Annotated in this window: 21 protein-coding genes and 1 pseudogene; 12 read left to right on the top strand and 10 right to left on the bottom strand. The window is 53.7% G+C overall.

Annotated features, from left to right (window positions below):
* Nucleotides 1-122: 122 nt before the first annotated feature.
* Both ID864_RS00110 and ID864_RS00115 read left to right on the top strand, forming a co-directional pair.
* A pseudogene (locus tag ID864_RS00110) lies at nucleotides 123-761 on the top strand (IS630 family transposase); the annotation flags it as partial.
* 294 nt (nucleotides 762-1,055) lie between these two features.
* The gene (locus ID864_RS00115) at nucleotides 1,056-1,697 is read left to right on the top strand and encodes a recombinase family protein (protein ID WP_191149230.1); all 642 of its coding nucleotides are present in this window, start codon (nucleotides 1,056-1,058) and stop codon (nucleotides 1,695-1,697) included.
* Between the two features lie 445 nt (nucleotides 1,698-2,142).
* Here the strand turns inward: ID864_RS00115 and ID864_RS00120 are convergent, their stop codons facing one another.
* Together ID864_RS00120 and ID864_RS00125 are read right to left on the bottom strand one after the other, a co-directional pair.
* Nucleotides 2,143-2,517, bottom strand: coding sequence for a hypothetical protein (locus ID864_RS00120; RefSeq protein WP_191149231.1), 375 nt, complete (start codon nucleotides 2,515-2,517; stop codon nucleotides 2,143-2,145).
* Nucleotides 2,514-2,879, bottom strand: a complete 366-nt coding sequence (locus ID864_RS00125; protein ID WP_191149232.1) for a hypothetical protein — start codon at nucleotides 2,877-2,879, stop codon at nucleotides 2,514-2,516. Before ID864_RS00125 ends, ID864_RS00120 begins: the two co-directional genes overlap by 4 nt.
* Nucleotides 2,880-3,423: 544 nt before the next feature.
* On the opposite strand from ID864_RS00125, the gene ID864_RS00130 reads away from it, so the two are divergent.
* A complete protein-coding gene (locus ID864_RS00130) occupies nucleotides 3,424-3,723 on the top strand; it encodes a helix-turn-helix domain-containing protein (protein WP_049122340.1) in 300 nt (99 codons plus the stop codon).
* Nucleotides 3,724-3,790: 67 nt separating this feature from the next.
* Here ID864_RS00130 and ID864_RS00135 read toward each other — a convergent pair whose 3' ends face one another.
* Together ID864_RS00135 and ID864_RS00140 are read right to left on the bottom strand one after the other, a co-directional pair.
* Nucleotides 3,791-4,075, bottom strand: coding sequence for a hypothetical protein (locus ID864_RS00135; protein WP_191149233.1), 285 nt, complete (start codon nucleotides 4,073-4,075; stop codon nucleotides 3,791-3,793).
* A 113-nt stretch (nucleotides 4,076-4,188) separates the two neighbouring features.
* Nucleotides 4,189-5,670 carry a recombinase family protein gene (locus tag ID864_RS00140; protein WP_191149234.1) on the bottom strand — a complete coding sequence of 494 codons (1,482 nt, stop codon included), beginning with the start codon at nucleotides 5,668-5,670 and terminating at the stop codon, nucleotides 4,189-4,191.
* A 34-nt stretch (nucleotides 5,671-5,704) separates the two neighbouring features.
* On the opposite strand from ID864_RS00140, the gene ID864_RS00145 reads away from it, so the two are divergent.
* Nucleotides 5,705-7,297 carry an ABC-F family ATPase gene (locus ID864_RS00145; RefSeq protein ID WP_191149235.1) on the top strand — a complete coding sequence of 531 codons (1,593 nt, stop codon included), beginning with the start codon at nucleotides 5,705-5,707 and terminating at the stop codon, nucleotides 7,295-7,297.
* Between the two features lie 187 nt (nucleotides 7,298-7,484).
* Here ID864_RS00145 and ID864_RS00150 read toward each other — a convergent pair whose 3' ends face one another.
* The 3 genes from ID864_RS00150 to moeA are packed head-to-tail and all read right to left on the bottom strand — an operon-like array spanning nucleotide 7,485 to nucleotide 11,068.
* The gene (locus ID864_RS00150; RefSeq protein WP_048916596.1) at nucleotides 7,485-9,026 is read right to left on the bottom strand and encodes a sensor domain-containing diguanylate cyclase; all 1,542 of its coding nucleotides are present in this window, start codon (nucleotides 9,024-9,026) and stop codon (nucleotides 7,485-7,487) included.
* Nucleotides 9,027-9,081: 55 nt separating this feature from the next.
* On the bottom strand, nucleotides 9,082-9,831 hold the full coding sequence (gene moeB / locus ID864_RS00155) for a molybdopterin-synthase adenylyltransferase MoeB (RefSeq protein ID WP_099755018.1): 750 nt from the start codon (nucleotides 9,829-9,831) through the stop codon (nucleotides 9,082-9,084).
* Between the two features lies 1 nt (nucleotide 9,832).
* Nucleotides 9,833-11,068 (bottom strand): molybdopterin molybdotransferase MoeA, encoded by a 1,236-nt coding sequence (gene moeA, locus ID864_RS00160; protein WP_062818335.1) that lies wholly within the window; start codon nucleotides 11,066-11,068, stop codon nucleotides 9,833-9,835.
* Between the two features lie 254 nt (nucleotides 11,069-11,322).
* Here moeA and ID864_RS00165 point away from each other — a divergent pair, with 254 nt between their 5' ends.
* From ID864_RS00165 to ID864_RS00195, 7 genes are all read left to right on the top strand, one after another.
* On the top strand, nucleotides 11,323-12,267 hold the full coding sequence (locus ID864_RS00165) for an isoaspartyl peptidase/L-asparaginase (RefSeq protein WP_048916593.1): 945 nt from the start codon (nucleotides 11,323-11,325) through the stop codon (nucleotides 12,265-12,267).
* Nucleotides 12,267-14,117, top strand: a complete 1,851-nt coding sequence (gsiA, locus tag ID864_RS00170; RefSeq protein ID WP_191149236.1) for a glutathione ABC transporter ATP-binding protein GsiA — start codon at nucleotides 12,267-12,269, stop codon at nucleotides 14,115-14,117. Before ID864_RS00165 ends, gsiA begins: the two co-directional genes overlap by 1 nt.
* 31 nt (nucleotides 14,118-14,148) lie before the next feature.
* The gene (gene gsiB, locus ID864_RS00175; protein WP_099755015.1) at nucleotides 14,149-15,687 is read left to right on the top strand and encodes a glutathione ABC transporter substrate-binding protein GsiB; all 1,539 of its coding nucleotides are present in this window, start codon (nucleotides 14,149-14,151) and stop codon (nucleotides 15,685-15,687) included.
* A 41-nt stretch (nucleotides 15,688-15,728) separates the two neighbouring features.
* Nucleotides 15,729-16,649 (top strand): glutathione ABC transporter permease GsiC, encoded by a 921-nt coding sequence (gsiC, locus tag ID864_RS00180; protein WP_133625098.1) that lies wholly within the window; start codon nucleotides 15,729-15,731, stop codon nucleotides 16,647-16,649.
* Between the two features lie 9 nt (nucleotides 16,650-16,658).
* Nucleotides 16,659-17,564: a glutathione ABC transporter permease GsiD gene (gsiD, locus tag ID864_RS00185; RefSeq protein WP_048916589.1), complete on the top strand. Its 906-nt coding sequence runs from the start codon at nucleotides 16,659-16,661 to the stop codon at nucleotides 17,562-17,564.
* A 203-nt stretch (nucleotides 17,565-17,767) separates the two neighbouring features.
* Complete coding sequence (locus ID864_RS00190; protein ID WP_048916588.1) at nucleotides 17,768-18,433, top strand: DUF3313 domain-containing protein; 666 nt, start codon at nucleotides 17,768-17,770, stop codon at nucleotides 18,431-18,433.
* A 56-nt stretch (nucleotides 18,434-18,489) separates the two neighbouring features.
* Entirely contained in the window at nucleotides 18,490-19,599 is a 1,110-nt protein-coding gene (locus ID864_RS00195) for a PQQ-dependent sugar dehydrogenase (RefSeq protein WP_191149237.1), read from the top strand.
* A 30-nt stretch (nucleotides 19,600-19,629) separates the two neighbouring features.
* Here the strand turns inward: ID864_RS00195 and ID864_RS00200 are convergent, their stop codons facing one another.
* The gene (locus ID864_RS00200) at nucleotides 19,630-20,286 is read right to left on the bottom strand and encodes an HAD family hydrolase (protein WP_191149238.1); all 657 of its coding nucleotides are present in this window, start codon (nucleotides 20,284-20,286) and stop codon (nucleotides 19,630-19,632) included.
* 277 nt (nucleotides 20,287-20,563) lie between these two features.
* Between ID864_RS00200 and ID864_RS00205 the strand changes: the two genes are divergently transcribed.
* Entirely contained in the window at nucleotides 20,564-21,769 is a 1,206-nt protein-coding gene (locus ID864_RS00205; protein WP_048916585.1) for a serine hydrolase, read from the top strand.
* Nucleotides 21,770-21,855: 86 nt separating this feature from the next.
* Here the strand turns inward: ID864_RS00205 and ID864_RS00210 are convergent, their stop codons facing one another.
* On the bottom strand, nucleotides 21,856-23,139 hold the full coding sequence (locus tag ID864_RS00210) for an HAAAP family serine/threonine permease (protein ID WP_133624095.1): 1,284 nt from the start codon (nucleotides 23,137-23,139) through the stop codon (nucleotides 21,856-21,858).
* Nucleotides 23,140-23,446: 307 nt separating this feature from the next.
* Nucleotides 23,447-24,052 (bottom strand): undecaprenyl-diphosphate phosphatase, encoded by a 606-nt coding sequence (gene ybjG / locus ID864_RS00215; RefSeq protein WP_191149468.1) that lies wholly within the window; start codon nucleotides 24,050-24,052, stop codon nucleotides 23,447-23,449.
* Between the last annotated feature and the right edge of the window lie 4 nt (nucleotides 24,053-24,056).

Consider the following 24,056-nt stretch of genomic DNA (forward strand, 5'->3'; position numbering starts at 1 on the left):
AATTGATTAAACCTAAAAGATGACAATGAGTCTACAGACTATGAGTAGCATTGAAGTGCGGAGGCGGGGATGAACGGTTGTGGAACTCAGCCTAGAAAAGTACCGAACTTCTATTGGCGTACTATAAAAGACCGTCAGGCGTCCCGCATAAGTTCAATGAAGAGAAACAAAGGCAATTCATTGAATATTATGAGGAGCTGAAAGCCACAGCGGGTGATAAGCCGGTTCTTTTTATGGATGCTGTCCATCCGACACAGGCCACTAAAATCAGCTATGGCTGGATACGCAAAGGTCAGAAAAAGACGGTAAAAACAACGGGCTGCCGCACCTGGCTGAATATCATGGGAGCGCTGAATCTGAAAGCACCGGAGTCTCCGTTAATCTGCGAGTATAAAACAATTAATGAATATAACGCATCCCGTTTTATCAATGAGATACGAAAGATTTATCCTGATTATAGCCAGCAGCTCCATGTTATTCTGGATGGTGCAGGTTAACACCGTTCGCAGTTAGTGAAAGACTGGGTCGAAGTGGTCAATATCAGGCTGCATTACCTTCCCCCTTACAGCCCAAACCTGAATCCGATAGAGCGAATGTGGAAGTTAATGAACGAACATGCCCGGAACAATCGCTACTTCAGCAGTACGCGGGAATTCAGGGATGCAATATATGCATTTTTTAGCCAGACGCTGCCGGATATAGCGGACTTGCTGACATCCAGAATTAACGATCACTTTCAGGTGCTCAAACCTGCATCTTGAAGTTTCTTGGGTATATATGGCGAATATTTTTATAAAAGCACTATGGTTACTATTAATGGAAGCTTTTAATACGGAATGGTTAATGATTTATAACATTAATTAACTCTTGACGCTCAGCTTGAAAAGTAGTTTTCATATTATTCTTCTGTATTTAACCAATGGTGTGTGTTTTTTCATTGGATATGAAATAGCACATGCAGATTTAATAAATTAACGACGCATGGGTAATGTCTATGTGAGCAAGATGTACATATTGATAATAACTGATTATAATACATCTCTATGGAGGTGGTTATGTCAATTTATGCATATACACGAGTTTCAAAATCAGATACTGAAAATGGAACCACTGATAATCAGGTTAATTTAATACAATCACAAGCAAATGTTTCTACAGTGTTTTCTGATGTGAATGTTTCGGGTTCAGTTATGTTTTTTCAAAGGCCGGAAGCACAAAAACTAATTAGTGTGCTAAAGGCTGGGGATACAGTTATTATCGCTAAATTAGATCGAGGATTCCGTGATACTACCGACTGTCTAAATACGGTGAAATGGTTTCAGAAACGAAAAGTTACTTTAAGAATACTTGATATAGCGCTTGATGTTTCAACCCCGATTGGTGAAATGATTTTGACCATTATGGCTTCAGTTGCCACTTTTGAACGCAAGCGGATTGCTGAACGTATCAAGGATGGTTTTGTAAATGGTCGTAAACAGGGTAAGAGCTATGGATATAAGCTGGAAGCAGTACGTCGCTCAGTAGCTATAAGTTCCTCTAAACGGCGCCAGGAATCATTAAAACGTTATGACATGATTCGTACCAACCTGAGTCAGTTAATCGCTCAGAACGCTACTGAGGCTCAAATGCTTAATCATCTGAAGGCCATAGGCCAGCCCGTATCTCGCTCAACATTGCGTAATGCACTTGGAAGGTAGCTGGTAGTGATACAGAATTCACTGCTCAAATTACGTTCAATGTGCTTCACGAAAACTGTGGTATCGTAAGTATAATGCCTTTACAACCACTTATATCTGACAATAAAAATGAAGCATTTGTTATTTGCTTTAAAAATTGAGTGTTATAATGGTTCTAGAAGTTATCTATTAGTTACTACTACTAACCAAGCCTAAGAAGATAGAATGTGGCTTTGCCACTGCATCGAAGATGCATGATTATCATTAATTAATGCATTTATTTTTTGCTTTAAAAAATGAGTGTTATAATGGTTCTACAGGTTTTCTATTAGTTATTATTACTAACTAAGCCTGAGAAGATAGAATGTGGCTTTGCCACTGCATCGAAGATGCATTATAGATACGATCATGTATAATTTCACAGATCGTATCTTTACTGATAGTAGGTTTAATGAAATAGGCTAATTTACTTACAATTACTCACCGTTCCACTGGCAATAACTTCCTGACTGTCCATTATTGAAATTTGGCCTTTACCAGTACGGCTATCGAACCAGACTGTTGTACTACCAGTGTTATCTTCTTCATGATAGGTATGCTGTGTTCCTTTTTGTGAATGCTCACCAACCAAATTTAACTTGGTACGAGTTATTTTACCCGTTTTTTCATTCGTCACTATAGCGAAACAAGTTGGTGCGTTATTAGTTTTTTGTATTTCACTTGGTGGAGAAAAACGATCTCGCATTTGATTACCGAAGTTAGTGAGTTCTTCCATATTGACAGAATATGCAGAAGCACCAAACGAGAACACTAATAATGAAGCTATAACTAATCTTTTCATTTACAATTTCCTGTTAAGTAAGATAAAACCTCATTGGTTTTGTTTTCTGTCATTATCATTGTTGCCGATAGTGTTCGACGATCTACTTCAAGTTTAAATTTATATCCTTGGTCATCTGATTCGTAGATGAAGTATTTCTCATCATCAGAAAGTTTACGGCTTTTAAACTTATGCGTGTCAGTTACACCTGTGCCGGATTGTTTATAAGAACATTCAAAATCTGGAATTGGGTCCTTATTACAACCAGTAAGCATTACAACGGAAAAAATTACTGCCAGAGATAAAATAGAAGTTTTTAACATTTTTGGCCTAACTAATGTTTTGCTAATTAGAATTGAGTTTTGACGCTTCGTCGATCTCACGTTCGTCATCCTCGCTTCTGGACACCTGACAACGTAGATTTGTACAATTTTTAGCCTCCTATGTGTGCTGTGTTGAGGATTTGTCTACCGAGTAACTGGTGGTAGTCGGTAGACATGGGTAACAGGTATGGGCTTTCCTTCTGCCACCATCTAACTAAGTAAGTCTTAGTTCTGGATGCATTATAAACTAAGATTTACTTAGTGTAACCATGCGTATGTTGACCACAACTGTCTTCCTTGAAAAACCAAAATTAAATTTTACAATGAAAATACATGATGAAAATCAATGAGTTAATTGATTTCAGACTTGCTGAAAGAATCACTAATGTACTTAATGATATGCATATGGATTCATGCTGGATAATCGTTTTTATAGATCGGTATCTATGAATCGATCGGCCAAATCGATCATGGTTGTTTGCTGTATTGGTGATGCTTCCAATGCTGACACAATGCTCGCACCCAGAGAAAGCTAAGTAATACTTAGTAAAATTATTATTTTCAACTAAGAGAATCTTAGCCAATGAATTTGGCTGAGGTTTATATGCTTATAAAAAGGTTGAAAGAAGCGCGTCTTAGAGCAGGGATTTCCCAAGAAAAACTTGGTGTACTTGCTGGTATTGATGAGGCTTCAGCCAGTGCAAGGATGAATCAATATGAGAGAGGAAAACATACTCCTGATTTTGATATGGTATGCAAACTTGCGAAAATATTAAAAGTGCCAGAAAGTTATTTTTACACTATTGATGATAACATGGCGGAGATAATGCTAAAAATCAATAATATGAATAATGATAGTAAAAAAGAATTAATAAAAATAATGGATGAATTATTAAAGCAATGAATGCACATGCTTTTGAAACGTTGATATATGGAGTGTTTTATACTCCATATAAATTTAAAGAATAATACTATAATCTTTTATTAAAAAGATTCAATTCAGCTTCCCATTCAGGAGTTAACCAATTTACATCCTCTTCTTCACAATTTTCAACCAGTTCATAACCACCCTCTGGTATCCCATTAATGCTGATGCTTTCATATTCCTTCATTTTAGAGATATTATATCCAAAATCTTCTGCCTGCTCTTTTGATAATATTGAAACTGTATAAGGCTCTCTATGAACTATAACAACATTGTTTTGTTTAATATAAATCATTTCGTATCTATCTTGAGTAATTTTATTCGAACTCATTAAGTGATTTCCTTTACATTTTGTAATGTGTGCATAGGCCCGATATTGAAGGTGTATTCTAATCGTTCTATCAATTCATAACAAGTGATTAGCAATGATTAATATTGATTTAGTTAGGAGTTAATGAATTCTAATAATTTTTTAGTGTCAGATATGAAAGTGATTTTTTCTCCATCCCAAATAAAATTCTGAGTATGTTTGTTCCTGTACGAAATTTTCACTCTCCATTTTTTACCGGCATTAAAAACGATTATTTTGTCAACAACGCGTTTAAGCATTAAGTTAAGTTCCTGAGGATCATTTATTTCTTGCAAAAGATTCAAATTGAATGCTTTTTCAGAAATTATCATACTGTTTTGTTGTTTAATTTGTTCTTCTATATCATGAAGTTTTGCCTCAAGGTTACTTATCGTATGCATCACGCTAACCGGTATTTTAGTTAGAGTAAGAAGCATATCATTTAGGTCTTGAATCTTTGTTTTAATATTATTCTGCTCAATTAATAATGATTCATCAAGATAAGATTTCTTTTCAAGTTTGAGTTCTTTCATTATCCTATAAAGCGCGACTTCTAAATTTTTAAAATTCTTCGTTACAATACACTTACCATCTCTTGCGTTGGCGCAAACATGATACTGATATGTTTTCCCAGAGGCGACATGAAATTTTCTAACGAGTGCTCCTCCGCATTCGTGTTTTAATAATCCAGCGAAGGCATTGAATTCAGATTTATATCCAGGTTTATTCTGCTTATGATCTGACTGTAAAAGCATGAATTCTTCTTTACTGATAAGAGCTGGATAATAACCTTCTATAATATCAAGTAAAATAACTTTACGGTCTTTTGTTGTCTCTGATGTTTGATAAGCTCCATAAAGTGCAACTGAATTTATAGTTTTTCCGACTGTTGTATGGTTCCAGCCGGAAGATCGTAATGGTTTATGACCTTCATCGTTTAATGCTTTTGCAATTTTATTTGTTCCAAAACCTTTTCTACGTAATTCGATGATTCTTTTGCCTGCTTCAAGCCTATCACTAAAGATAAAATTATCTCCTTTTCGTTCTAACCAGAAAGGCAGGACTTTATTGATAATCTCACCATTTAACGCACGTTGTCGCTGCTGTCCTTTCGTCTCGCGTAAACGCTGAGATTTTTTCTCGGATTCCTTATGAGCAAGATCAGCAGCTAGAGCTATCCTGATGACACTTACTAGATCGTTGATAGACTCTCGGTTTAGTAATAGACCATCAACAAGCGAAGCAATGAAGATGTTGTTTTGCAGAATCGACTTGATGATTTGTTGAGTGACGTCGATGCCTCGACGGCTTAGACGGTCCAGCGATTCAATGATGATAGTCGAGCCTTGCTCAATTTGACCTTTCTCGATTGCTTCGAGCATATCTCCTAGCGAAGGTCTGTTTCCTTCTTTGAATGCTGAGATTCCGAGGTCTTGGAAGTTCTTATCTGATAGAATTAGATTATTAGCAAGTGCATACTGTTCAGCAAGTTCTGTCTGGCGTCTTACTGAGTCGCCTTGTTCTTGCTTCTTCGATGAGAATCTTATGTAAGAGTATGCTTTTCCGTTTTGTTTCATATACACCTCAGTAACTTACAAGAGAGTATCAATTTTGCTTCTTTGCAACAATATCACCATGCAGTTTGGCAGTAAGCCGCTGTTCGAAAATATCTCCGTCAAATTTGGCGGCGGCAACCGCTACGGCCTGATCGGTGCCAACGGCAGCGGTAAGTCCACCTTTATGAAAATTCTCGGTGGCGACCTGGTTCCTTCCGGCGGTAATGTCTCGCTCGATCCGAACGAGCGCCTCGGTAAACTGCGCCAGGATCAGTTCGCCTTTGAACAATATTCCGTGCTGGATACGGTGATCATGGGCCACGGCGAGCTGTGGGCGGTGAAGGAAGAGCGCGATGCGATCTATGCGCTGCCGGAGATGAGCGAAGAAGACGGTTATAAAGTCGCTGACCTCGAAGAGAAGTATGGCGAGATGGACGGCTACACCGCAGAAGCGCGTGCCGGTGAGCTGCTGCTGGGCGTGGGTATTCCGCTGGAGCAGCACTACGGCCCGATGAGCGAAGTCGCTCCCGGCTGGAAACTGCGCGTGCTGCTGGCACAGGCGCTGTTCTCTAACCCGGAAATTCTGCTGCTCGACGAACCGACCAACAACCTGGACATCGATACCATTCGCTGGCTGGAGCAGGTGCTGAACGAGCGTAACAGCACCATGATCATCATTTCGCACGACCGTCACTTCCTGAACATGGTCTGTACCCACATGGCCGACCTCGACTACGGCGAGCTGCGCGTTTACCCGGGCAACTACGACGAGTACATGACGGCAGCAACCCAGGCGCGCGAGCGTCTGCTGTCTGATAACGCCAAGAAGAAAGCGCAGATCAACGAACTGCAGTCCTTCGTCAGCCGCTTCAGCGCCAACGCCTCAAAATCCCGTCAGGCGACCTCACGCGCTAAGCAGATTGACAAGATCAAACTGGATGAGGTGAAAGCATCGAGCCGTCAGAACCCGTTCATCCGTTTCGAGCAGGATAAGAAACTGTTCCGCAATGCGCTGACGCTGGAAGCCGTGACCAAAGGTTTCGACAACGGTCCGCTGTTTAAAAACGTCAATATGCTGCTGGAAGTGGGCGAAAAGCTGGCGATCCTCGGCCCGAACGGAATCGGTAAAACCACGCTGCTGAAAACGCTGATTGGCGAACTGCTGCCGGACAACGGCACCGTGAAATGGTCCGAGAATGCGCAAATTGGTTACTACGCGCAGGATCACGCCCACGACTTCGCCGACGACCTGAGCGTGTTCGACTGGATGAGCCAGTGGAAGCAGGAGAGCGATGACGAGCAGGCGGTACGCGGTATTCTCGGCCGCCTGCTGTTCAGCCAGGACGATATCAAGAAGCCAGCCAAAGTGCTGTCCGGTGGTGAGAAGGGCCGCATGCTGTTCGGCAAGCTGATGATGCAGAAGCCGAACGTGCTGATCATGGATGAACCGACTAACCACCTCGATATGGAATCGATCGAAGCGCTGAACATGGCGCTGGAGATGTACGAAGGCACGCTGATCTTCGTTTCTCACGACCGTGAGTTCGTCAGCTCGCTGGCCACGCGCGTGATTGAGATGACGCCGGGCAAACTGAACGACTTTACCGGCAACTACGAAGACTATCTGCGCAGCCAGGGCATCGTGTAAACCCGGCAATCAGGCGATACCTTGTAGGGGCCGACCCTTTTTTATGGTCGGCGCTGGATGCTGATAGTGCGGGCTGACCGAAAAAGAGGGTCAGCCCCTACAAATGCCTCGCTGCCAGTCCACCTGCAAATGCCTCGCTGCAAACGTAGGGGACGACCTTCTTTTTCGGTCGTCCCGTATCCCCCGGTTATTCACCCACCTGGTTTTTTCCCGCGCGTTTCGCCGCATACAACGCCTTATCCGCCTCGGCAATCAGCTGATGGCGCGCGGTTTCGCTGCGTTCGGTCACCGCCACCGCTACCCCAATACTGATCGTCACAATTCTCTCCGGCGTATCGCTACCTGGGTTAGGAATGCCGAGCTTTGCCACCGCCTCCGTCGCCTGTTCGGCAAAGCGCAGCGCCGCTGTGCGATCCGCCCCCGGCATAATCACCGCAAACTCTTCGCCGCCGTAGCGCGTCACCAAATCTTCCGGGCGGTGCGGCAGGCGTGACAGCGTATGAGCGATCTGTTTCAGGCAATCATCCCCGGCCAGGTGACCGTAGGTGTCGTTAAAGGCTTTAAACGAATCGACATCGATCATCAGCAGCGACAGCGGGGTGCGCAGCTTGTGGGAGCGCTCGACGTTGCGCTGCAGATAGAGGTCGAAATGGCGGCGGTTTGCCAGCCCGGTAAGACTGTCGACCAGCGCCAGCGTCTGTAAAGTGCGGTTCATGGCGGTAAGCTGATCGCGCACCTGAGTCAGCTCCAGCTGATTCCTCAGGTTGAGGGAAATATGGCGCAGCACCAGCAACCCGAGCAGGGAGATCACCAGCAGCAGGATCGCCGACAGCGCAATATAGACGCTGAGAGCGGAGAACCACTCCTGCAGCAGCGCCTTTTTATCGTAGCCGACGGCCACCACCAGCGGGTAGCGCTTCAGGCTGGAGTAGCCCAACACCCGTTCAATGCCGTCCAGAGCCGATTTATAGAGCGCGGTACCGTTTGGAGTACTCTTCAGCAGCCGGGTAAAGAGCGGGCTGCCGGAGATATTACGGTTAATGGTATTGTCGGCGAACGGGCGCGCGTAAAGGATATTGCCATCGGCCTGCATCAGCGCCAGCACGTCGCGATCGCCCATATTGTAATAGCCATAAACCTGCTTAAAAAAGTTCAGGCGAACGGTCGCCAGCAGCACGCCGCGAAACGAACCATCGAGATTATTCAGGCGCATCGAAACGGGGATAACCAGATCGCCGGTCGAGCGGCTGCGGATCACCTTGCCAATATGGACATTGCCGTCGAGGTTCTGCTGATGATAGCGAAAATACTCGCGGTCGCTGTTATTAGCGCGCTGCGGAACATTGCCATCGGACGTGACCAGCCAGTTGCCTTCACTGTTGTAAATAAACAGGCCATGCAGCTGCGGCAGGCTGGCTTTGCGGTTGGACAGCAGATCTCTGAGATAGGGGGTGCGTTCATGGCGCAGGCCAATCAGCGAGATGCGGTCGCGCAGATCCTGTAACGTCAGGTCGACCTGCAGGAAAGTGTCCTCCGCCTGGCGCGACAGCGACTGCGAGAGGTTACGGGCATCGTTCTGCGAGCTGGTAATCATCCGGTTCCACGAGTTCCAGACAATCCAGCCGTTGATAACCATCACCGCCGTGACAATCGTCAGCAAAAAAACCATCATCATGCGGCGCAGTGAAGATTTTGTGCCTGCTGAAGTGGCGATCTGTTCATCGATCATAAGCTAATCAATCCTTTCGCTTCCCAGCATTCGCTTAACTATAGTGCTGGAAAGCTTAGCTGCACACCTCGCAGCGCGGATCTTTTGCCACATTCATGCTGCGAAATTGCAGCGTCATGGCATCGTATAGCAATAGCTTTCCTGCTACCGCGCCGCCATAGTGCGCCAGCGCGCGGATCGCTTCCATCGCCTGGAGTGAGCCAATCACGCCGACCAGCGGCGCCATCACCCCGGCCTCAACGCAGCTCAGAGTCGACTGGCCGAACAGCCGGCTGATGCAGCGATAGCAGGGCTCGTCCTGACCCCAGCTGAACACGCTGACCTGGCCCTCCATGCGGATGGCGGCACCGGAGACCAGCGGAGTTTTGCTGTCAAAGCACAGGCGGTTGAGCTGTTCACGCGTCTCCACGTTGTCGCAGCAGTCCAGCACCAGCTGATGCGAGGCAATCAGGGCTGCCAGGGGAGCGTCATCCAGTCGCGCATTGACGGTGTCAATCTGGATCAGCGAGTTAAGCGCCGCCAGACGCAGCCGCGCAGAGTCGACTTTTGCCATCCCGACCTGCGCCTCAGCGTGCAGCACCTGGCGCTGCAGGTTAGAAACGGCGACGTGGTCGAAATCCAGCAGCGTCAGATGGCCGACGCCCGCAGCGGCGAGATACTGGCTGGCGGCGCAGCCCAGCCCGCCCAGGCCGACCACCAGCACGCGGGCAGACTTCAGCTGCTCCTGCCCCGCAAAGTCAAAACCGCGCAGCACGATCTGGCGGTTATAGCGCAGCATTTCGTCATCGCTCAGCTCGGGCAGCATCTCAGCCCTCCAGCAGCGCGTTGAAAGGCTCAACGTCAACCCATTCACCCGGCTGCACGTCGCCGCGCTCGCGCTCCAGCACGATAAAGCAGTTGGCCTGATGGAAAGAGCTAAAGACGTGCGAGCCCTGGTGGCCGGTGGTTTTCACCTCCAGCTCGCCTGCGGCATTGCGCTGCAGCAGCCCGCGCTGGAAGTCGAGGCGACCGGGTGATTTCTTCAGCAGGTCGGCGCTGCGCACGCGCTGGCGTGGCGGCAGCGCCGGGCCGCTCTGCCCGGTAAGCTTCGCCAGCAGCGGCTGCACCAGCTGATAAAAGGTTAATACCGCCGACACCGGGTTGCCCGGCAGGCCGCAGAACCAGCTGTTGGGCAGGCGACCAAAGGCAAACGGCTTGCCCGGTTTGATGGCCAGCTTCCAGAAGCCGACTTCGCCGAGTTCTTCCAGCATCTGTTTGGTGTAATCTGCCGCGCCAACGGAGACGCCGCCGCTGCTGATCACCACATCGCCCGCTGCATCGGCACGGACGAAAGCCTCGCGCAGCGCCGCCGGGTCGTCGCGAATAATGCCGAGGTCAATCACCTCGCAGCCGAGCTTATCCAGCATCAGCTGGACCGCAAAGCGGTTGGTATCGTAAATCTGGCCCGCCGCCAGCGGCTGGCCGACCGGCTGCAGCTCATCCCCGGTGGAGAACACCGCCACGCGCAGCTTGCGCACGACCGAAACCTGCGCAATGCCGAGAGAGGCCAGCAGCGGCAGCTCGGCGGCGCCCAGCCTGGTGCCCGCGCTCAGCACCTCGGTGCCCTGAAGGATATCCTCACCGGCACGGCGGATGTTCTGCCCGGCGCTGACCTCAGCGGTGATACGGACTGTATCGCCAATGCTTTCGGTCTGCTCCTGCATCACCACCGCCTCGCAGCCCTCAGGCAGCGGCGCGCCGGTCATGATGCGGATGCAGCTGCCGGCCGGCCAGGCACCGCTAAACGGCTGGCCGGCAAACGCTTTCCCGGCCACGGTAAGTACCGCACCGGGGGTAACATCGGCCATGCGCAGGGCATAGCCATCCATCGCCGAGTTATCAAACGGCGGTACGTCAATCGGCGAAGTCACCGCCGCAGCGGTAATGCGCCCCACGGCGGCGGGTAGCAGCACGCTTTCGCTGTCGCTAAGGGGGGTGATCTGCGCCAGCAGGGTATTGAGGGCATCGTCGAGGGAGATCAGTCCCGCAGTATAAGCTTCCATTGTGTCTCCGGTCGCACGCATAAATCTTAAAGCGCTATTATGGCGTGATTCCCCGCCAGGGTCACGTTTGCCCGTGCTGGCGGGGAAAATGTCGCATTCTGATTTATCTTAGAACCAATAGTTATTATCAGGGTGCGAACTTTCCTCTTTACATCGCCAGACTGCCTGCCTATAGTCAAAAATCGCATTTTCTCAATAAAATCATTCTAACTCAGTGTTTTTCATGCTGATTTGGCACACAGGGTAAATGAATTATGGCCAGAGCGACGATCGCAATTCATGGTGGCGCGGGGGCAATCGCCCGCAGCAGCATGGACAGTGAAAAAGAGCAGCACTATCGCCAGGCGCTGTCAGAGATTGTCGCCAGCGGGCAGGCGCTGCTGGCGGCGGGCGCCAGCGCGCTTGACGTGGTGACCGAAGCAGTGCGCCAGCTGGAAGAGTGCCCGCTGTTTAATGCCGGGCGGGGTTCGGTGTTTACCCATCAGGGTACGCACGAGCTGGATGCCTGCGTGATGGACGGGCGCACGCGGCAAGCGGGAGCGGTCGCGGGCGTTAGCCGGGTGCGTAATCCGGTGCTGGCCGCGCGCGCGGTGCTGGAAACCAGTCCGCATCTGCTGTTTATCGGCGCGGGTGCGGAATCGTTTGCGGCAGAGAACGGCCTCGAAATGGTCGAAAACAGCTTTTTCTCCACGCCGGAGCGCCGCGCCCAGCTTGAGCGCGCGATGGCCAGCGACCAGACCCTGCTTGACCACGATGGCGATCCCCTTGACCCCGACCGTAAGTTCGGCACCGTTGGCGCGGTGGCGATAGATCTTGCCGGCAGCCTGGCGGCAGCCACTTCCACCGGCGGCATGACCAATAAGCAAGTTGGGCGCGTTGGTGACTCCCCACTGGTTGGCGCGGGCTGCTATGCCAGCGGCGGCGTGGCGGTCTCTTGTACCGGTACCGGTGAAGTCTTTATGCGCACGCTGGCGGCCTATGATATTGCGGCCCTGATGGAATACGGCGGCCTGTCGCTGGATGAGGCGAGTCGTAAAGTGGTGATGGAAAAGATCCCGGCTCTCGGCGGCAGCGGCGGGTTAATTGCCGTGGATGCTGAAGGCAATGTGGTGCTGCCGTTTAACAGCGAAGGCATGTATCGCGGCTATGGCACAGTGGGTGAAGCGCCAGTGGTGGCGATCTACCGGGAGGAGCCCTGATGAGTGAGTTTCGCCATCATGACAATGTGGTGCTGTCGGTGCGCGATCTCAGCGTCAGCTTTCAACAGGAGAGCGGGCGCGTCCAGGCGGTAAACAGGCTGTCGCTGGACGTGCGCCAGGGCGAAACGCTGGCGATCGTCGGCGAGTCTGGCTCCGGCAAATCGGTGACCTCGCTGGCGCTGATGCGTCTGGTGGAGCAGGGCGGTGGCAATATCGACAGCGGGCAGATGTGGCTGACGCGCCGCAATCAGCAGCGGGTCAACCTGGCCGCGCTGCCGCAGTCCGAGCTGCGGCGCATTCGCGGTGCCGATATGGCCATGATTTTCCAGGAGCCGATGACCTCGCTCAACCCGGTGTTCCCGGTGGGGGAGCAGATTGCCGAGTCGATCCGACTGCACCAGGGAAAAAGCCACGCCGACGCGCTGAAAGAAGCGCAGCGCATGCTCGATCTGGTGCGCATTCCCGAAGCGAAAAACGTGCTGTCGCGTTACCCGCATCAGCTCTCCGGCGGCATGCGCCAGCGCGTGATGATCGCCATGGCGCTCTCCTGCCGCCCGGCGCTGCTGATCGCCGATGAGCCCACCACCGCGCTCGACGTGACTATCCAGGCGCAGATCTTACAGCTGATCCGCGTGCTGCAAAAAGAGATGCAGATGGGGGTGATTTTTATCACCCACGACATGGGGGTGGTGGCCGAAATGGCCGACCGCGTGCAGGTAATGTACCGCGGCGACGTGGTGGAAACCGGCAGCGTCGAGTCACTGTTTGCTCATCCCCAGCAACCCTACACTCGCGCACTGCTGGCCGCCGTGCCGAAACTCGGCGCCATGAGCGGGCGTAGCCTGCCGGCAAAATTCCCGCTGATCCAGCAGGGTGAGCAGCAGCCGGAACAGCCGCAGGACACCGTCCGTCAGCAGGAGCCGCCGATTTTACAGGTGCGCGATCTGGTGACGCGCTTTGATATCCGCAGCGGCATCTTTAACCGCGTGCACCGCCGCGTTCACGCGGTGGAGAAAGTCAGCTTTGACCTGCGCCCCGGCGAAACGCTGGCGCTGGTCGGTGAATCCGGCTGCGGCAAATCGACCACCGGGCGCTCGCTGCTGCGGCTGGTGGAGAGCCAGGGCGGCAGTATCACCTTTAACGGCAAGCGCATCGATCGGCTTTCCGGCCAGGCACTGTCGCACCTGCGGCGCGATATTCAGTTTATCTTCCAGGATCCTTACGCCTCCCTCGATCCGCGCCTGACGGTGGGCTTTTCGATTATGGAGCCGCTGCTGGTTCACGGTATTGCCAAAGGGCAGGAGGCCGAGAAACGCGTGGCGTGGCTGCTGGAGCGCGTCGGCTTAATGCCGGAGCATGCGCAGCGCTATCCGCACGAGTTCTCCGGCGGACAGCGGCAGCGTATCTGCATTGCGCGCGCGCTGGCGCTCAACCCGAAAGTGGTGATCGCCGACGAAGCCGTCTCGGCGCTGGACGTCTCGATTCAGGCGCAGATTATTAACCTGATGCTCGACCTGCAGCGCGAGTTTGGCATCGCATTCCTGTTTATTTCGCATGATATGGCGGTGGTGGAGCGCATCAGCCACCGCGTGGCGGTGATGTATCTCGGGCAGATTGTCGAGATTGGCCCGCGCCAGGCGGTGTTCGAACAGCCGCAGCATCCGTATACGCGCAAACTGATGGCGGCGGTGCCGGTGGCCGACCCCACGCACCGCCGCCGTGAACGAGCACTGTTAGTAGATGAAATACCCAGCCCGATCCGCGCCCTGGGCGACGAACCGGAAGTGGCACCGCTGGTTGAAGTCAGCAGCGGGCATTTTGTGGCACGCCATGCTATCGCCCGCGCCTGAAACTGCATAATGACGACAAGGGATGAACTGAATGATAAATCAACACTCGCGTAAGTTGCTGTTAACCGCCGGCCTGCTCGGCAGTATTGTGGCGCTCCCTGCCTGGGCGGCGAAAGATGTCACCATTGCGGTCGCCTCAAACTTCACCACGCTCGACCCGTATGATGCCAACGACACGCTGTCGCAGGCGGTAGCGAAGTCGTTCTATCAGGGGCTGTTTGGTTTCGATAAAGAGATGAAGCTGGAAAATGTGCTGGCGGACAGCTACCAGGCCAGCCCGGACGGACTGACTTATACCATCGCGCTTAAGAGCGGGGTGAAGTTCCAGGACGGCACGCCGTTTAATGCCGATGCGGTAAAAGCGAACCTCGACCGCGCCAGCAACCCGGACAATCACCTCAAGCGTTTCAACCTGTTCAAAACCATCGCCAGCACCGAAGTGATCAACCCGACCACGGTAAAAATCACCCTGAAGCAGCCGTTCTCGGCGTTTATTAACACCCTCGCCAGCCCGGCTGCGGCGATGATCTCTCCGACCGCACTGAAGAAATATGGCAAGGATATCGGCTTCCACCCGGTCGGCACCGGCCCTTACGAATTTGTCACCTGGAACCAGACTGACTTTGTGAAGGTGAAGAAATTCGCCGGTTACTGGAAGCCGGGCTATCCGAAACTGGACAGCATCACCTGGCGCCCGATTGTCGATAACAATACCCGCTCGGCGATGCTGCAAACCGGCGAAGCGAACTTTGCTTTCCCTATCCCGTTTGAGCAGGCCAAACTGCTGGAGAAAAACAGCAAGCTCGATCTGGTGACCTCGCCGTCGATCATGCAGCGCTATATCAGCTTTAACGTCACGCAGAAGCCGTTCAACGACCCGAAAGTGCGCGCAGCGATTAACTACGCCATCAACCGTCAGGCGCTGGCGAAAGTCGCCTTCGCCGGTTATGCCACCCCGGCCACCGGCATTGTGCCACCGTCGATTCAGTATTCACAAAGCTACCCGGCCCCGGAATATAACCCGGCCAAAGCGCGTGAGCTGCTGAAAGAGGCAGGCTACCCGAACGGCTTCACCACCCAGCTGTGGTCGTCGCATAACCACAGCACCGCGCAGAAAGTGCTGCAGTTTACCCAGCAGCAGCTGGCGCAGGTTGGCATTAAGGTTGAACTGACGGCCATGGATGCCGGGCAGCGTGCCGCGCAGGTGGAAGACAAAGGCCAGAAAGAGAGCGGCGTGCGCATGTTCTACACCGGCTGGTCTGCCTCGACCGGTGAAGCTAACTGGGCGCTGACGCCGCTGTTTGCCACTCAGTCCTGGCCGCCAACCATCTTTAACACCGCCTTCTACAGCAACGCCCAGGTGGATAAAGACCTCGCTGACGCGCTGAATACCACCGACGGTGCGAAAAAAGCCGCGCTGTACAAAGATGCACAGGACATTATCTGGAAAGAGCAGCCGTGGGCGCCGCTGGTGGTTGAGAAGCTGGTTTCCGCCAACACCAAAAACCTCACCGGGTTCTACGTGATGCCGGACACCTCATTCAGCTTTGATGATGCCGATCTGAAGTAATGCACTGACGCGCCTCCCGCAGGGGAGGCGCAGGGAAGATGATGCTTAACTATTTTATTAAACGACTGCTGGGGCTGATCCCAACGCTGCTGATCGTGGCGGTGTTGGTGTTCCTTTTCGTCCATCTGCTGCCTGGCGATCCGGCGCGCCTGATTGCGGGGCGTGAAGCCGATGCGCAGGTCGTGGCGATGGTGCGCGAACAGCTCGGGCTGAACCTGCCGCTGCCGCAGCAGTTCTGGCACTACATCACCCACGCCCTTCAGGGTGATTTTGGCCATTCAATGGTGTCGAAACGCCCGGTATCAGAAGAGATTGGCCAGCGCTTTCTGCCGACGCTGTACCTGACGCTGACCAGCATGGTGTGGTCGGTGATTTTCGGCATGGCGATAGGCGTCGTCTCTGCCGTGTGGCGCAACCGCTGGCCGGATCGGCTGGGGATGACGCTGGCGGTATCCGGGATCTCTTTCCCGGCGTTTGCCCTCGGCATGCTGCTGATGCAGGTGTTTTCCGTCGAGCTGGGCTGGCTGCCGACCGTCGGTGCCGACAGCTGGCAGCACTATATTTTACCGTCGATCACCCTGGGTGCCGCCGTCGCCGCCGTGATGGCGCGCTTTACCCGCGCCTCGTTCGTGGAGGTGATGCAGGAAGACTATATGCGCACCGCGCGCGCCAAAGGAGTGCGCGAGTCGGTGGTGGTGATCAAGCACGGGCTGCGCAATGCGATGATCCCGGTGGTCACTATGATGGGCCTGCAGTTTGGCTTCCTGCTCGGTGGCTCTATCGTGGTCGAGGTGGTGTTCAACTGGCCGGGGCTGGGGCGCCTGCTGGTCGACTCGGTGGAGATGCGCGATTACCCGGTGATCCAGGCGGAAGTGCTGCTATTTTCGCTGGAGTTTATTCTGATTAACCTGATGGTCGATATGCTGTACGCGGCGATCAACCCCGCGATCCGCTACAAGTAAGGATGTTTGATGATTAACTGGCGACGTAATGCCGTGCTCGCAACGCTGCCCAGCGTGCGGGAGAATCGCGTGCGTACCCCGTGGCGGGAATTCTGGCGGCGTTTTCGCCGTCAGCACGTGGCAATGATTGCGGCGGTATTTGTGCTGCTGCTGATCCTGGTGGCGATTTTTGCCCCGCTGCTGGCCCCGTTCGATGCTGAAAACTACTTTGATTATGACCGGCTGAATGAAGGACCATCGATGATGCACTGGTTCGGCGTCGATGCGCTGGGGCGCGATATTTTCAGCCGCGTGCTGCTCGGCAGCCGCCTGTCGCTGGTGGCTGGCTTCTTCTCGGTGGCGGTGGGCGCGGTGACAGGTACGCTGCTCGGCCTGCTGGCCGGCTACTACGAGGGCTGGTGGGACCGGATTATCATGCGCATCTGCGATGTGCTGTTCGCTTTTCCCGGCATCCTGCTGGCGATTGCGGTGGTGGCGGTACTCGGTAACGGTATGTCGAATGTGATCCTCGCGGTGGCGATTTTCAGCATTCCCGCCTTTGCCCGTCTGGTGCGCGGTAACACGCTGGTGCTGAAACACCTGACCTATATCGAGTCGGCGCGCAGTATTGGTGCGTCTGATTTGACCATTATCCTGCGCCACATTTTGCCCGGTACGCTGTCATCGATTGTGGTCTATTTTACTATGCGTATCGGCACCTCGATTATCTCTGCTGCCAGCCTGTCGTTCCTGGGTCTTGGCGCGCAGCCGCCGACCCCGGAGTGGGGGGCGATGCTTAACGAGGCCCAGGCGGATATGGTGCTGGCCCCGCACGTGGCGATCTTCCCCAGCCTGGCGATTTTCCTTACCGTGCTGGCGTTTAATCTGCTGGGTGACGGGCTGCGCGATGCGCTGGACCCGAAGCTGAAGGTGTAACCATGCCTCGCCCCTACCAAACCCCACGCGATCCCTTGCAGGGTCTAGGCATGCCTTGCCCCGGTGAAACCCCACGCGAGCCCTTGTAGGGTCGAGGCATGCCTCGACCTTTGTATGTGAGATCAAATATTTCTTAACCATTGCTGGTGAACGCCGCTGTGCACTCTATGATTGAAAGACCTTAATCGTAAAGGAACGTGACAATGCACAATGTGCGTATACCTCTCATCGCGGGTCTGGCAATGGCGTGTCTGGTGCTGGCTGGCTGCTCGTCAAAAGTGGCTGATACCAGCCAGTATTCCGGTTTCCTGCCGGATTATAGCCACCTGAAGCCGGAAAAATCCGCCAGCGGCGTGCAAACCCTGCGCTGGGTGTCACCGGACTATCAATCCGCAAAATACAACGCTATCCATTACACGCCTGCCGTTTACTACCCTGCCGCGAAGCCGACCGCCCGCGTCAGCCAGCAGACCCTCGATCAAATCCGCGCCTATCTCGACCAGACGCTGAAAGCCGCCGTGGCCCGGCACAAACCGCTGGTTAACCACGCGGGGCGGGGCACGCTGGAGCTGAAAACCGCCATTACCGCCGTCAATGCCGAAAATCAGGATATGAAGTTCTATGAGGTCGTGCCGATTGCGGCAGTGGTCGCCAGCACCATGGCGGCTTCCGGCCACCGTACCCAGAACAGCGTGCTGTTCCTGGAGATGCAGCTGGTGGATAGCCAAACCGGTAAGCCCGTGATGGAGGCGGTGCGCAAGGCCTATGGCAACACGGTGCCGAACAATAATGCCCCCATTACTCTTACCCAGTTGAAAAGCGGTATCGACCAGATGGTCAGTGACGTAGTGAACTTCCCCGATAAGTAATTCCTGTTTTATAGGCTGACCAATAAAAAGGTTGGCCCCTACCCGGAGTGATTACGATGACGCGTTATCTGCTGCTGCCTGCACTGGCTGCCTCCCTGCTGTTAAGCCCCGCCCTCAGAGCTGAAAAAATCACCGTACAGGAGCTGCAAAGCGGTCTCGATCACCCCTGGGCGCTGGCCTTTCTGCCGGGCGAAGAGGGGGTGTTGATCACCGAACGCGCCGGCCAGCTCAGGCGCTGGCAGCCCGGCTCCGGCCTCTCCCAGCCCATCAGCGGGGTGCCGCAGGTGTGGGCTCAGCGCCAGGGCGGTCTGCTTGATGTGGCGCTGGCGCCGGACTTTGCCAGCAGCCGTCGCGTCTGGCTCAGCTACACGCTGGCCGGAGAAGATGGCGCGGCTGGAGCTGTAGTCGGTTATGGCCGCCTGAGCGAAGATTACCGCCAGCTCAGTGGCTTCCAGCCGCTGCTGCGCCAGCAAGGTTTATCCAGCGGGGCGAATCTTGGTACGCGCATGGCGTTTGACCGCAGCGGTCATCTGTTCATCGCCTTTGGCGATAATTTCCAGGCCGCTAAAGCGCAGGATCTCAACGCATTGCAGGGCAAAATTGTGCGCCTGACCGCCGATGGCAAAATCCCCTCTGACAATCCGCTGGTTGGCCGCCAGGGCGTTCGTAGCGAGATCTGGAGTTGGGGAGTGCGTAACCCGCAGGGGTTAGCGCTCAACCCGCAGAGCGGTGAAGTCTGGGAGAGCGAGCACGGCCCGCGCGGCGGCGATGAGGTGAATATCCCGCGCAGGGGAAAAAACTACGGCTGGCCGCTGGCCACCTGGGGCATTGATTACAGCGGGGCGAAGGTACCGGGTTCAAAAGGCAGCACGGCCGCGGGAACCGAGCAGCCGCTGTTCTGGTGGAAAGTCTCCCCGGCTATCAGCGGCATGGCGTTTTACCAGGGTACGCGGTTTCCGCAGTGGAAAAATTCGCTGTTTATCGGGGCGCTAAAGGAGAAAAGCCTGATCCGCCTGAGCATCAACGGTGAACAGCTGAAAGAGCAGGAGCGCCTGCTGAGCGAGCGCGGGGAGCGCATTCGCGATGTGCGCAGCGGGCCAGACGGCTGGCTTTACGTGCTGACGGATGAAGCCAACGGCAAGCTGCTGAAAGTGGGTATTGAGTAAAATAAGCGGGCACTCCGTTGCCTGCCGATCTTATTTCACCCAGTGGCAGATTTCCCAGCCGCGCTGCTGCGCTAGCTGCTGCAGCGGCTCTGCCGGATTGATCACCCAGGCGTGATCGGCATGTTCCAGCATTGGCAGGTCGTTAATTGAGTCGCTGTAAGCCCAGGTGTGGGCAAAGCGGTGCTCCTGCTGCTGCGCCTTCCAGTCGCTGACGCGGCTGACTTTTCCCTCTTTGTAGGTCAGAGTGCCGTAGATTTCGCCGCTGTAGCGGTCATCAATAACCTCCACGCCAATCGCCAGCGCCGCGTGCGCGCCCAGCTGTTGCGCAATAGGCTTCACCAGATGTTCACCGCTGGCGGAGATCACGATGATTTTATCGCCGCGCTGCTGGTGCCACGCCAGGCGTTCGCGCGCGGCGGGGTAAACGCGCGGCAGGATATCGCGATGAATAAACCGGCGTATCCAGCCTGCTACCGTCGGCGTGGCCATTCCTGCCAGCGGCGACAGCGTGGTGCTCATATACTGTTCCATAGACAGCGACCCCTGATAGTAGTGCTCCATCAGCGCGCGTTCTTGTTCAATCAGCGCGGCCGGGGCAAACCCCTGGGAAACCAGCCAGCGCAGCCACAGGCCGGTACTGTCTTCACAAATCAGCGTTTCATCAAGGTCAAACAGCGCTAAATCCATCGTCGTCACTCCTCTGGCAGACTTTTCTCAGGTTAGCGGATTTTTGTGACGGGCTTAACTGTTCAGTGAAAATTCGGAATTTAACCTGTTTTCTGCCCGCGCCTAACGGCGATAATTTGGCCAGCCATCTGGGCAAACCTAAGATTTTTCTAATAAACTCTAAGAAACTTTACGGTTTAAACGTTTTTTTTAAGCTTATAACGCCTTAGTGTAGGGCGGCTAATCGTCAGATGCGCTTTGATAATCATTGTCTTTCAAATGGATACCTGGTCTCGCCATGAAGAAAACGCTCCTCTCTACCGGTGTGTATGCACTGGCTACTACTTCGACGTTATTGCTGTTTACCCTCTCCCCCGCGCGCGCAGAGCAGGCCCCTGCCGCCCCGCAGATCGATGCCAAAGCCTGGGTGCTGATGGACTACAACAGCGGTAAAGTGCTGGCAGAATCCAATGCGGATCAGCGGCTCGACCCGGCCAGCCTGACCAAAATGATGGCCAGCTATGTTACCGGGCAGGCGCTGAAGGCGGGCAAAATCAGCAATGACGACATGGTCACCGTGGGCAAAGATGCCTGGGCGACCGGCAATCCGATTCTGCAAGGCTCTTCGCTGATGTTCCTCAAGCCTGGGGACCGGATCCCGGTGTCGGAGCTGAATAAAGGGATTGTGATCCAGTCCGGTAACGATGCCAGCATTGCGCTCGCCGACCACGTAGCGGGCAGTCAGGACTCTTTCGTTGGCCTGATGAACAACTACGTGCAGGCGCTGGGCCTGAAGAATACCCACTTTAAAACGGTGCACGGGCTGGATTCGGACGGCCAGTACAGCACCGCGCGCGATATGGCCCTGATTGGTCAGGCGCTGATCCGCGACGTACCGGATGAGTACGCGCTGCATAAAGAGAAAGAGTTCACCTTTAATAAGATCCGCCAGTACAACCGCAACCGCCTGCTGTGGAGCACCAATCTGCAGGTGGACGGGATCAAGACCGGGCACACTTCCGGCGCCGGCAATAATCTTGTGGCATCAGCGAAAGAGGGCGATCAGCGCTTAATTTCTGTGGTGCTGGGCGCGGCCACGGATGCTATCCGCTTCCGCGAGAGCGAAAAGCTGCTGACCTGGGGCTTCCGCTTCTGGGAAACGGTGACGCCAATCAAGGCCGGGACGGCGTTTGCCACCCAGCGCGTCTGGTATGGCGATAAGAGCGAAGTGAATCTTGGCGTAGCGAAGGATGCGGCGATTACCCTGCCAAAAGGGCAGATGAAAAACCTCAAGGCGAGCTTTACCCTCAGCCAGCCGCAGCTGACGGCCCCGCTGGCGAAGAATCAGGTGGTGGGAACGATTGATTTCCAGCTGGACGGAAAATCCATTGAGCAGCGCCCGCTGGTGGTGCTGGACGAAGTGAAAGAGGGCGGTTTCTTCAGCCGCATCTGGGATTTCGTTATGATGAAGATGACCGGATGGTTTGGCAGCTGGTTTTCATAATTTATAAGGGCCGACCGAAAAAGAGGGTCGGCCCCTGAATCTATCCTGCGTAGGGGCCGACCGCTTTTCTGGTCGGCCCTGAACAATCAAAACAGATCGTAAGCCACCGCAGAAATCGCCACCAGGCCGACCAGCACCACGAACACATTACTCAACTTACCGCTGTACTGGCGCATGGCCGGGACCTTGTTGATGGCATACATCGGCATCAGGAACAGCAGCACCGCGATAATCGGGCCGCCCAGGCTTTCGATCAGGCCGAGAATGCTCGGGTCCAGCGTCGCGACAATCCAGGTTGTTATCAGCATAAACAGCGCGGTAAAGCGGTTCAGCTTGTGCTCGGCAAGGGTTTTGCCACGGCTGCGCAGCAGCTTATTCACCGTGCCGTTAAAGCCTTCACGCGCCCCAAGATAGTGGCCGAGGAACGATTTGGTGATCGCTACCATGGCGATAATCGGCGCCAGCCATGCCATCAGCGGGGTATCAAAGTGGTTCGCCAGGTAAGAGAGAATGGAAATGTTCTGCGCTTTGGCTTCCGCCAGGTTCTCCGGCGTCAGGCTCAGCACGCAGCTGAACACAAAGAACATCACCGTCAGCACCATCATAATATGGCTGCGCGCGAGGATGCGGGAACACTTCGGCTCTGCCTGGTCGCCGTACTCTTCCCGTTTGGCCACGGCAAAGGCGGAAATAATCGGCGAGTGGTTAAAGGAGAACACCATCACCGGGATCGCCAGCCACAGGGTCATCATCAACCCCTTGCCGCTGCCGCTCAGGCTGGCATTGGCAAAAATCGCGCTGCTCCAGTGCGGGATAAGATAGAGCGCCAGCAGCATCAGCACCAGCACGAACGGATAGACCAGTACGCTCATGGTTTTGACGATCATCTCTTTGCCGAAGCGCACAATGGTCATCAGGCCGACAATCAGGATTAGCGCCAGCAGCGCGCGCGGCGGAGCCTGCATTTGCAGCTGGTGGGTGATAAAACTCTCAACGGTGTTAGTGATGGCGACGCTGTAAACCAGCAGAATCGGGTAGATGGCGAAGAAGTAGAGCAGGGTGATCAGCTTGCCGGCGCCGACGCCGAAGTGCTCTTCTACCACCTCAGTAATATCCTCGCCGGGTTTGCGCCCGGAGAGCACGAAGCGGCACAGCCCACGGTGGGCAAAGAAGGTCATTGGAAACGCCAGCAGCGCCATAATGACCAGCGGGATAAGGCCGCCAATCCCGGCATTAATCGGCAGGAACAGTACGCCAGCACCAATGGCCGTGCCGTACAGCCCCAGCATCCACATAGTGTCGGTTTTACGCCATGCGCTGGCATCCTGAGACGCTTCGGGGCTGAGCACCGCCGTTTGGGATGTGTCCATTTGATTCTCCAGTGTTTAAAACGATGAAGTTAATCGCGCCATCGACGCGTCGATTGACTTCATTGCTCTGGTTTAATGGCGCACACTCTACCACCAGAAAAAATAGATGAAAGCTCTGCGTCGTGGTTTATTGGAGTTTTTGTGACTTGCGCAACATAGAGATTAATTTGCACATTTATCAAGCAGATTGCGCAATAAACCTTGAGAAAATGGCAGGTTTATTTGGCAGTTTTTTAGCGGTTAATAACAATTAGGATGATATAAATCAGGGTAAAGCGGGACCGGTTAATATAGTCCCGCCAGCGAGTTAATGGCGTACCCAGCCCTTGCTGATAGGGAAAGCAAAAACGACGCGATAGAGTGCAGAAAGCAGCGGCATCAGACGTGCCCCGGTCAGCTGCCAGAAAATTTGCGCAAACAGGCAGGAGAGCATGCCCACCAGCATGCCGCCCAGCATATCCATCGGCCAGTGTACCCCAAGGTAGACGCGTGACCAGGCGATAGCGGCACCGGTCAGCAAGAGTACGGCCCCAGACCAGGCGCGATGCCAGCTGATAAAGGCGATGGCAAAGGTGAAAATTACCGTACCGTGATCGCTCGGGTAGGAGTCATCCGGCGCGTGCGACAGGAACTGATGACCCAGGCCAATGGCAAACGGGCGTGGATGAGGAAACAGCTGCGCCAGGCACCAGGAGATCGCCAGGGCATAGAGCAGGGCGATACCGGTTTTCACCACCAGCACGCGCTGCGAGGTCAACTGGCTGCGCGGCCCCCACAGCCACAAGCCCACAATCAGCAGCGGCACAATGGCGATAAGATCGCGGGCAATAAAGGTGGCGAGGGCTATCAGCCACTCGGGGGAACGGCCGTCAGCGTTGATCAATAAAAATAGCGACCGGTTCAACTCATCCATCATG

Origin of the sequence: Erwinia aphidicola, assembly GCF_014773485.1 — a bacterium.
Classification (GTDB): Bacteria; Pseudomonadota; Gammaproteobacteria; order Enterobacterales; family Enterobacteriaceae; genus Erwinia; species Erwinia aphidicola.

Bases quoted from the DNA above. Each gene is read 5' to 3' on its own strand.
- ID864_RS00115 (WP_191149230.1), top strand. From the start codon at position 1,056: ATGTCAATTTATGCATATACACGAGTTTCAAAATCAGATACTGAAAAT.
- ID864_RS00120 (WP_191149231.1), bottom strand. From the start codon at position 2,517: ATGAAAAGATTAGTTATAGCTTCATTATTAGTGTTCTCGTTTGGTGCT.
- ID864_RS00130 (WP_049122340.1), top strand. From the start codon at position 3,424: ATGCTTATAAAAAGGTTGAAAGAAGCGCGTCTTAGAGCAGGGATTTCC.
- ID864_RS00135 (WP_191149233.1), bottom strand. From the start codon at position 4,075: ATGAGTTCGAATAAAATTACTCAAGATAGATACGAAATGATTTATATT.
- ID864_RS00140 (WP_191149234.1), bottom strand. From the start codon at position 5,670: ATGAAACAAAACGGAAAAGCATACTCTTACATAAGATTCTCATCGAAG.
- ID864_RS00150 (WP_048916596.1), bottom strand. From the start codon at position 9,026: ATGATCGATGAACAGATCGCCACTTCAGCAGGCACAAAATCTTCACTG.
- moeB (WP_099755018.1), bottom strand. From the start codon at position 9,831: ATGCTGCCCGAGCTGAGCGATGACGAAATGCTGCGCTATAACCGCCAG.
- moeA (WP_062818335.1), bottom strand. From the start codon at position 11,068: ATGGAAGCTTATACTGCGGGACTGATCTCCCTCGACGATGCCCTCAAT.
- ID864_RS00165 (WP_048916593.1), top strand. From the start codon at position 11,323: ATGGCCAGAGCGACGATCGCAATTCATGGTGGCGCGGGGGCAATCGCC.
- gsiA (WP_191149236.1), top strand. From the start codon at position 12,267: ATGAGTGAGTTTCGCCATCATGACAATGTGGTGCTGTCGGTGCGCGAT.
- gsiB (WP_099755015.1), top strand. From the start codon at position 14,149: ATGATAAATCAACACTCGCGTAAGTTGCTGTTAACCGCCGGCCTGCTC.
- gsiC (WP_133625098.1), top strand. From the start codon at position 15,729: ATGCTTAACTATTTTATTAAACGACTGCTGGGGCTGATCCCAACGCTG.
- gsiD (WP_048916589.1), top strand. From the start codon at position 16,659: ATGATTAACTGGCGACGTAATGCCGTGCTCGCAACGCTGCCCAGCGTG.
- ID864_RS00190 (WP_048916588.1), top strand. From the start codon at position 17,768: ATGCACAATGTGCGTATACCTCTCATCGCGGGTCTGGCAATGGCGTGT.
- ID864_RS00195 (WP_191149237.1), top strand. From the start codon at position 18,490: ATGACGCGTTATCTGCTGCTGCCTGCACTGGCTGCCTCCCTGCTGTTA.
- ID864_RS00200 (WP_191149238.1), bottom strand. From the start codon at position 20,286: ATGGATTTAGCGCTGTTTGACCTTGATGAAACGCTGATTTGTGAAGAC.
- ID864_RS00205 (WP_048916585.1), top strand. From the start codon at position 20,564: ATGAAGAAAACGCTCCTCTCTACCGGTGTGTATGCACTGGCTACTACT.
- ID864_RS00210 (WP_133624095.1), bottom strand. From the start codon at position 23,139: ATGGACACATCCCAAACGGCGGTGCTCAGCCCCGAAGCGTCTCAGGAT.
- ybjG (WP_191149468.1), bottom strand. From the start codon at position 24,052: ATGGATGAGTTGAACCGGTCGCTATTTTTATTGATCAACGCTGACGGC.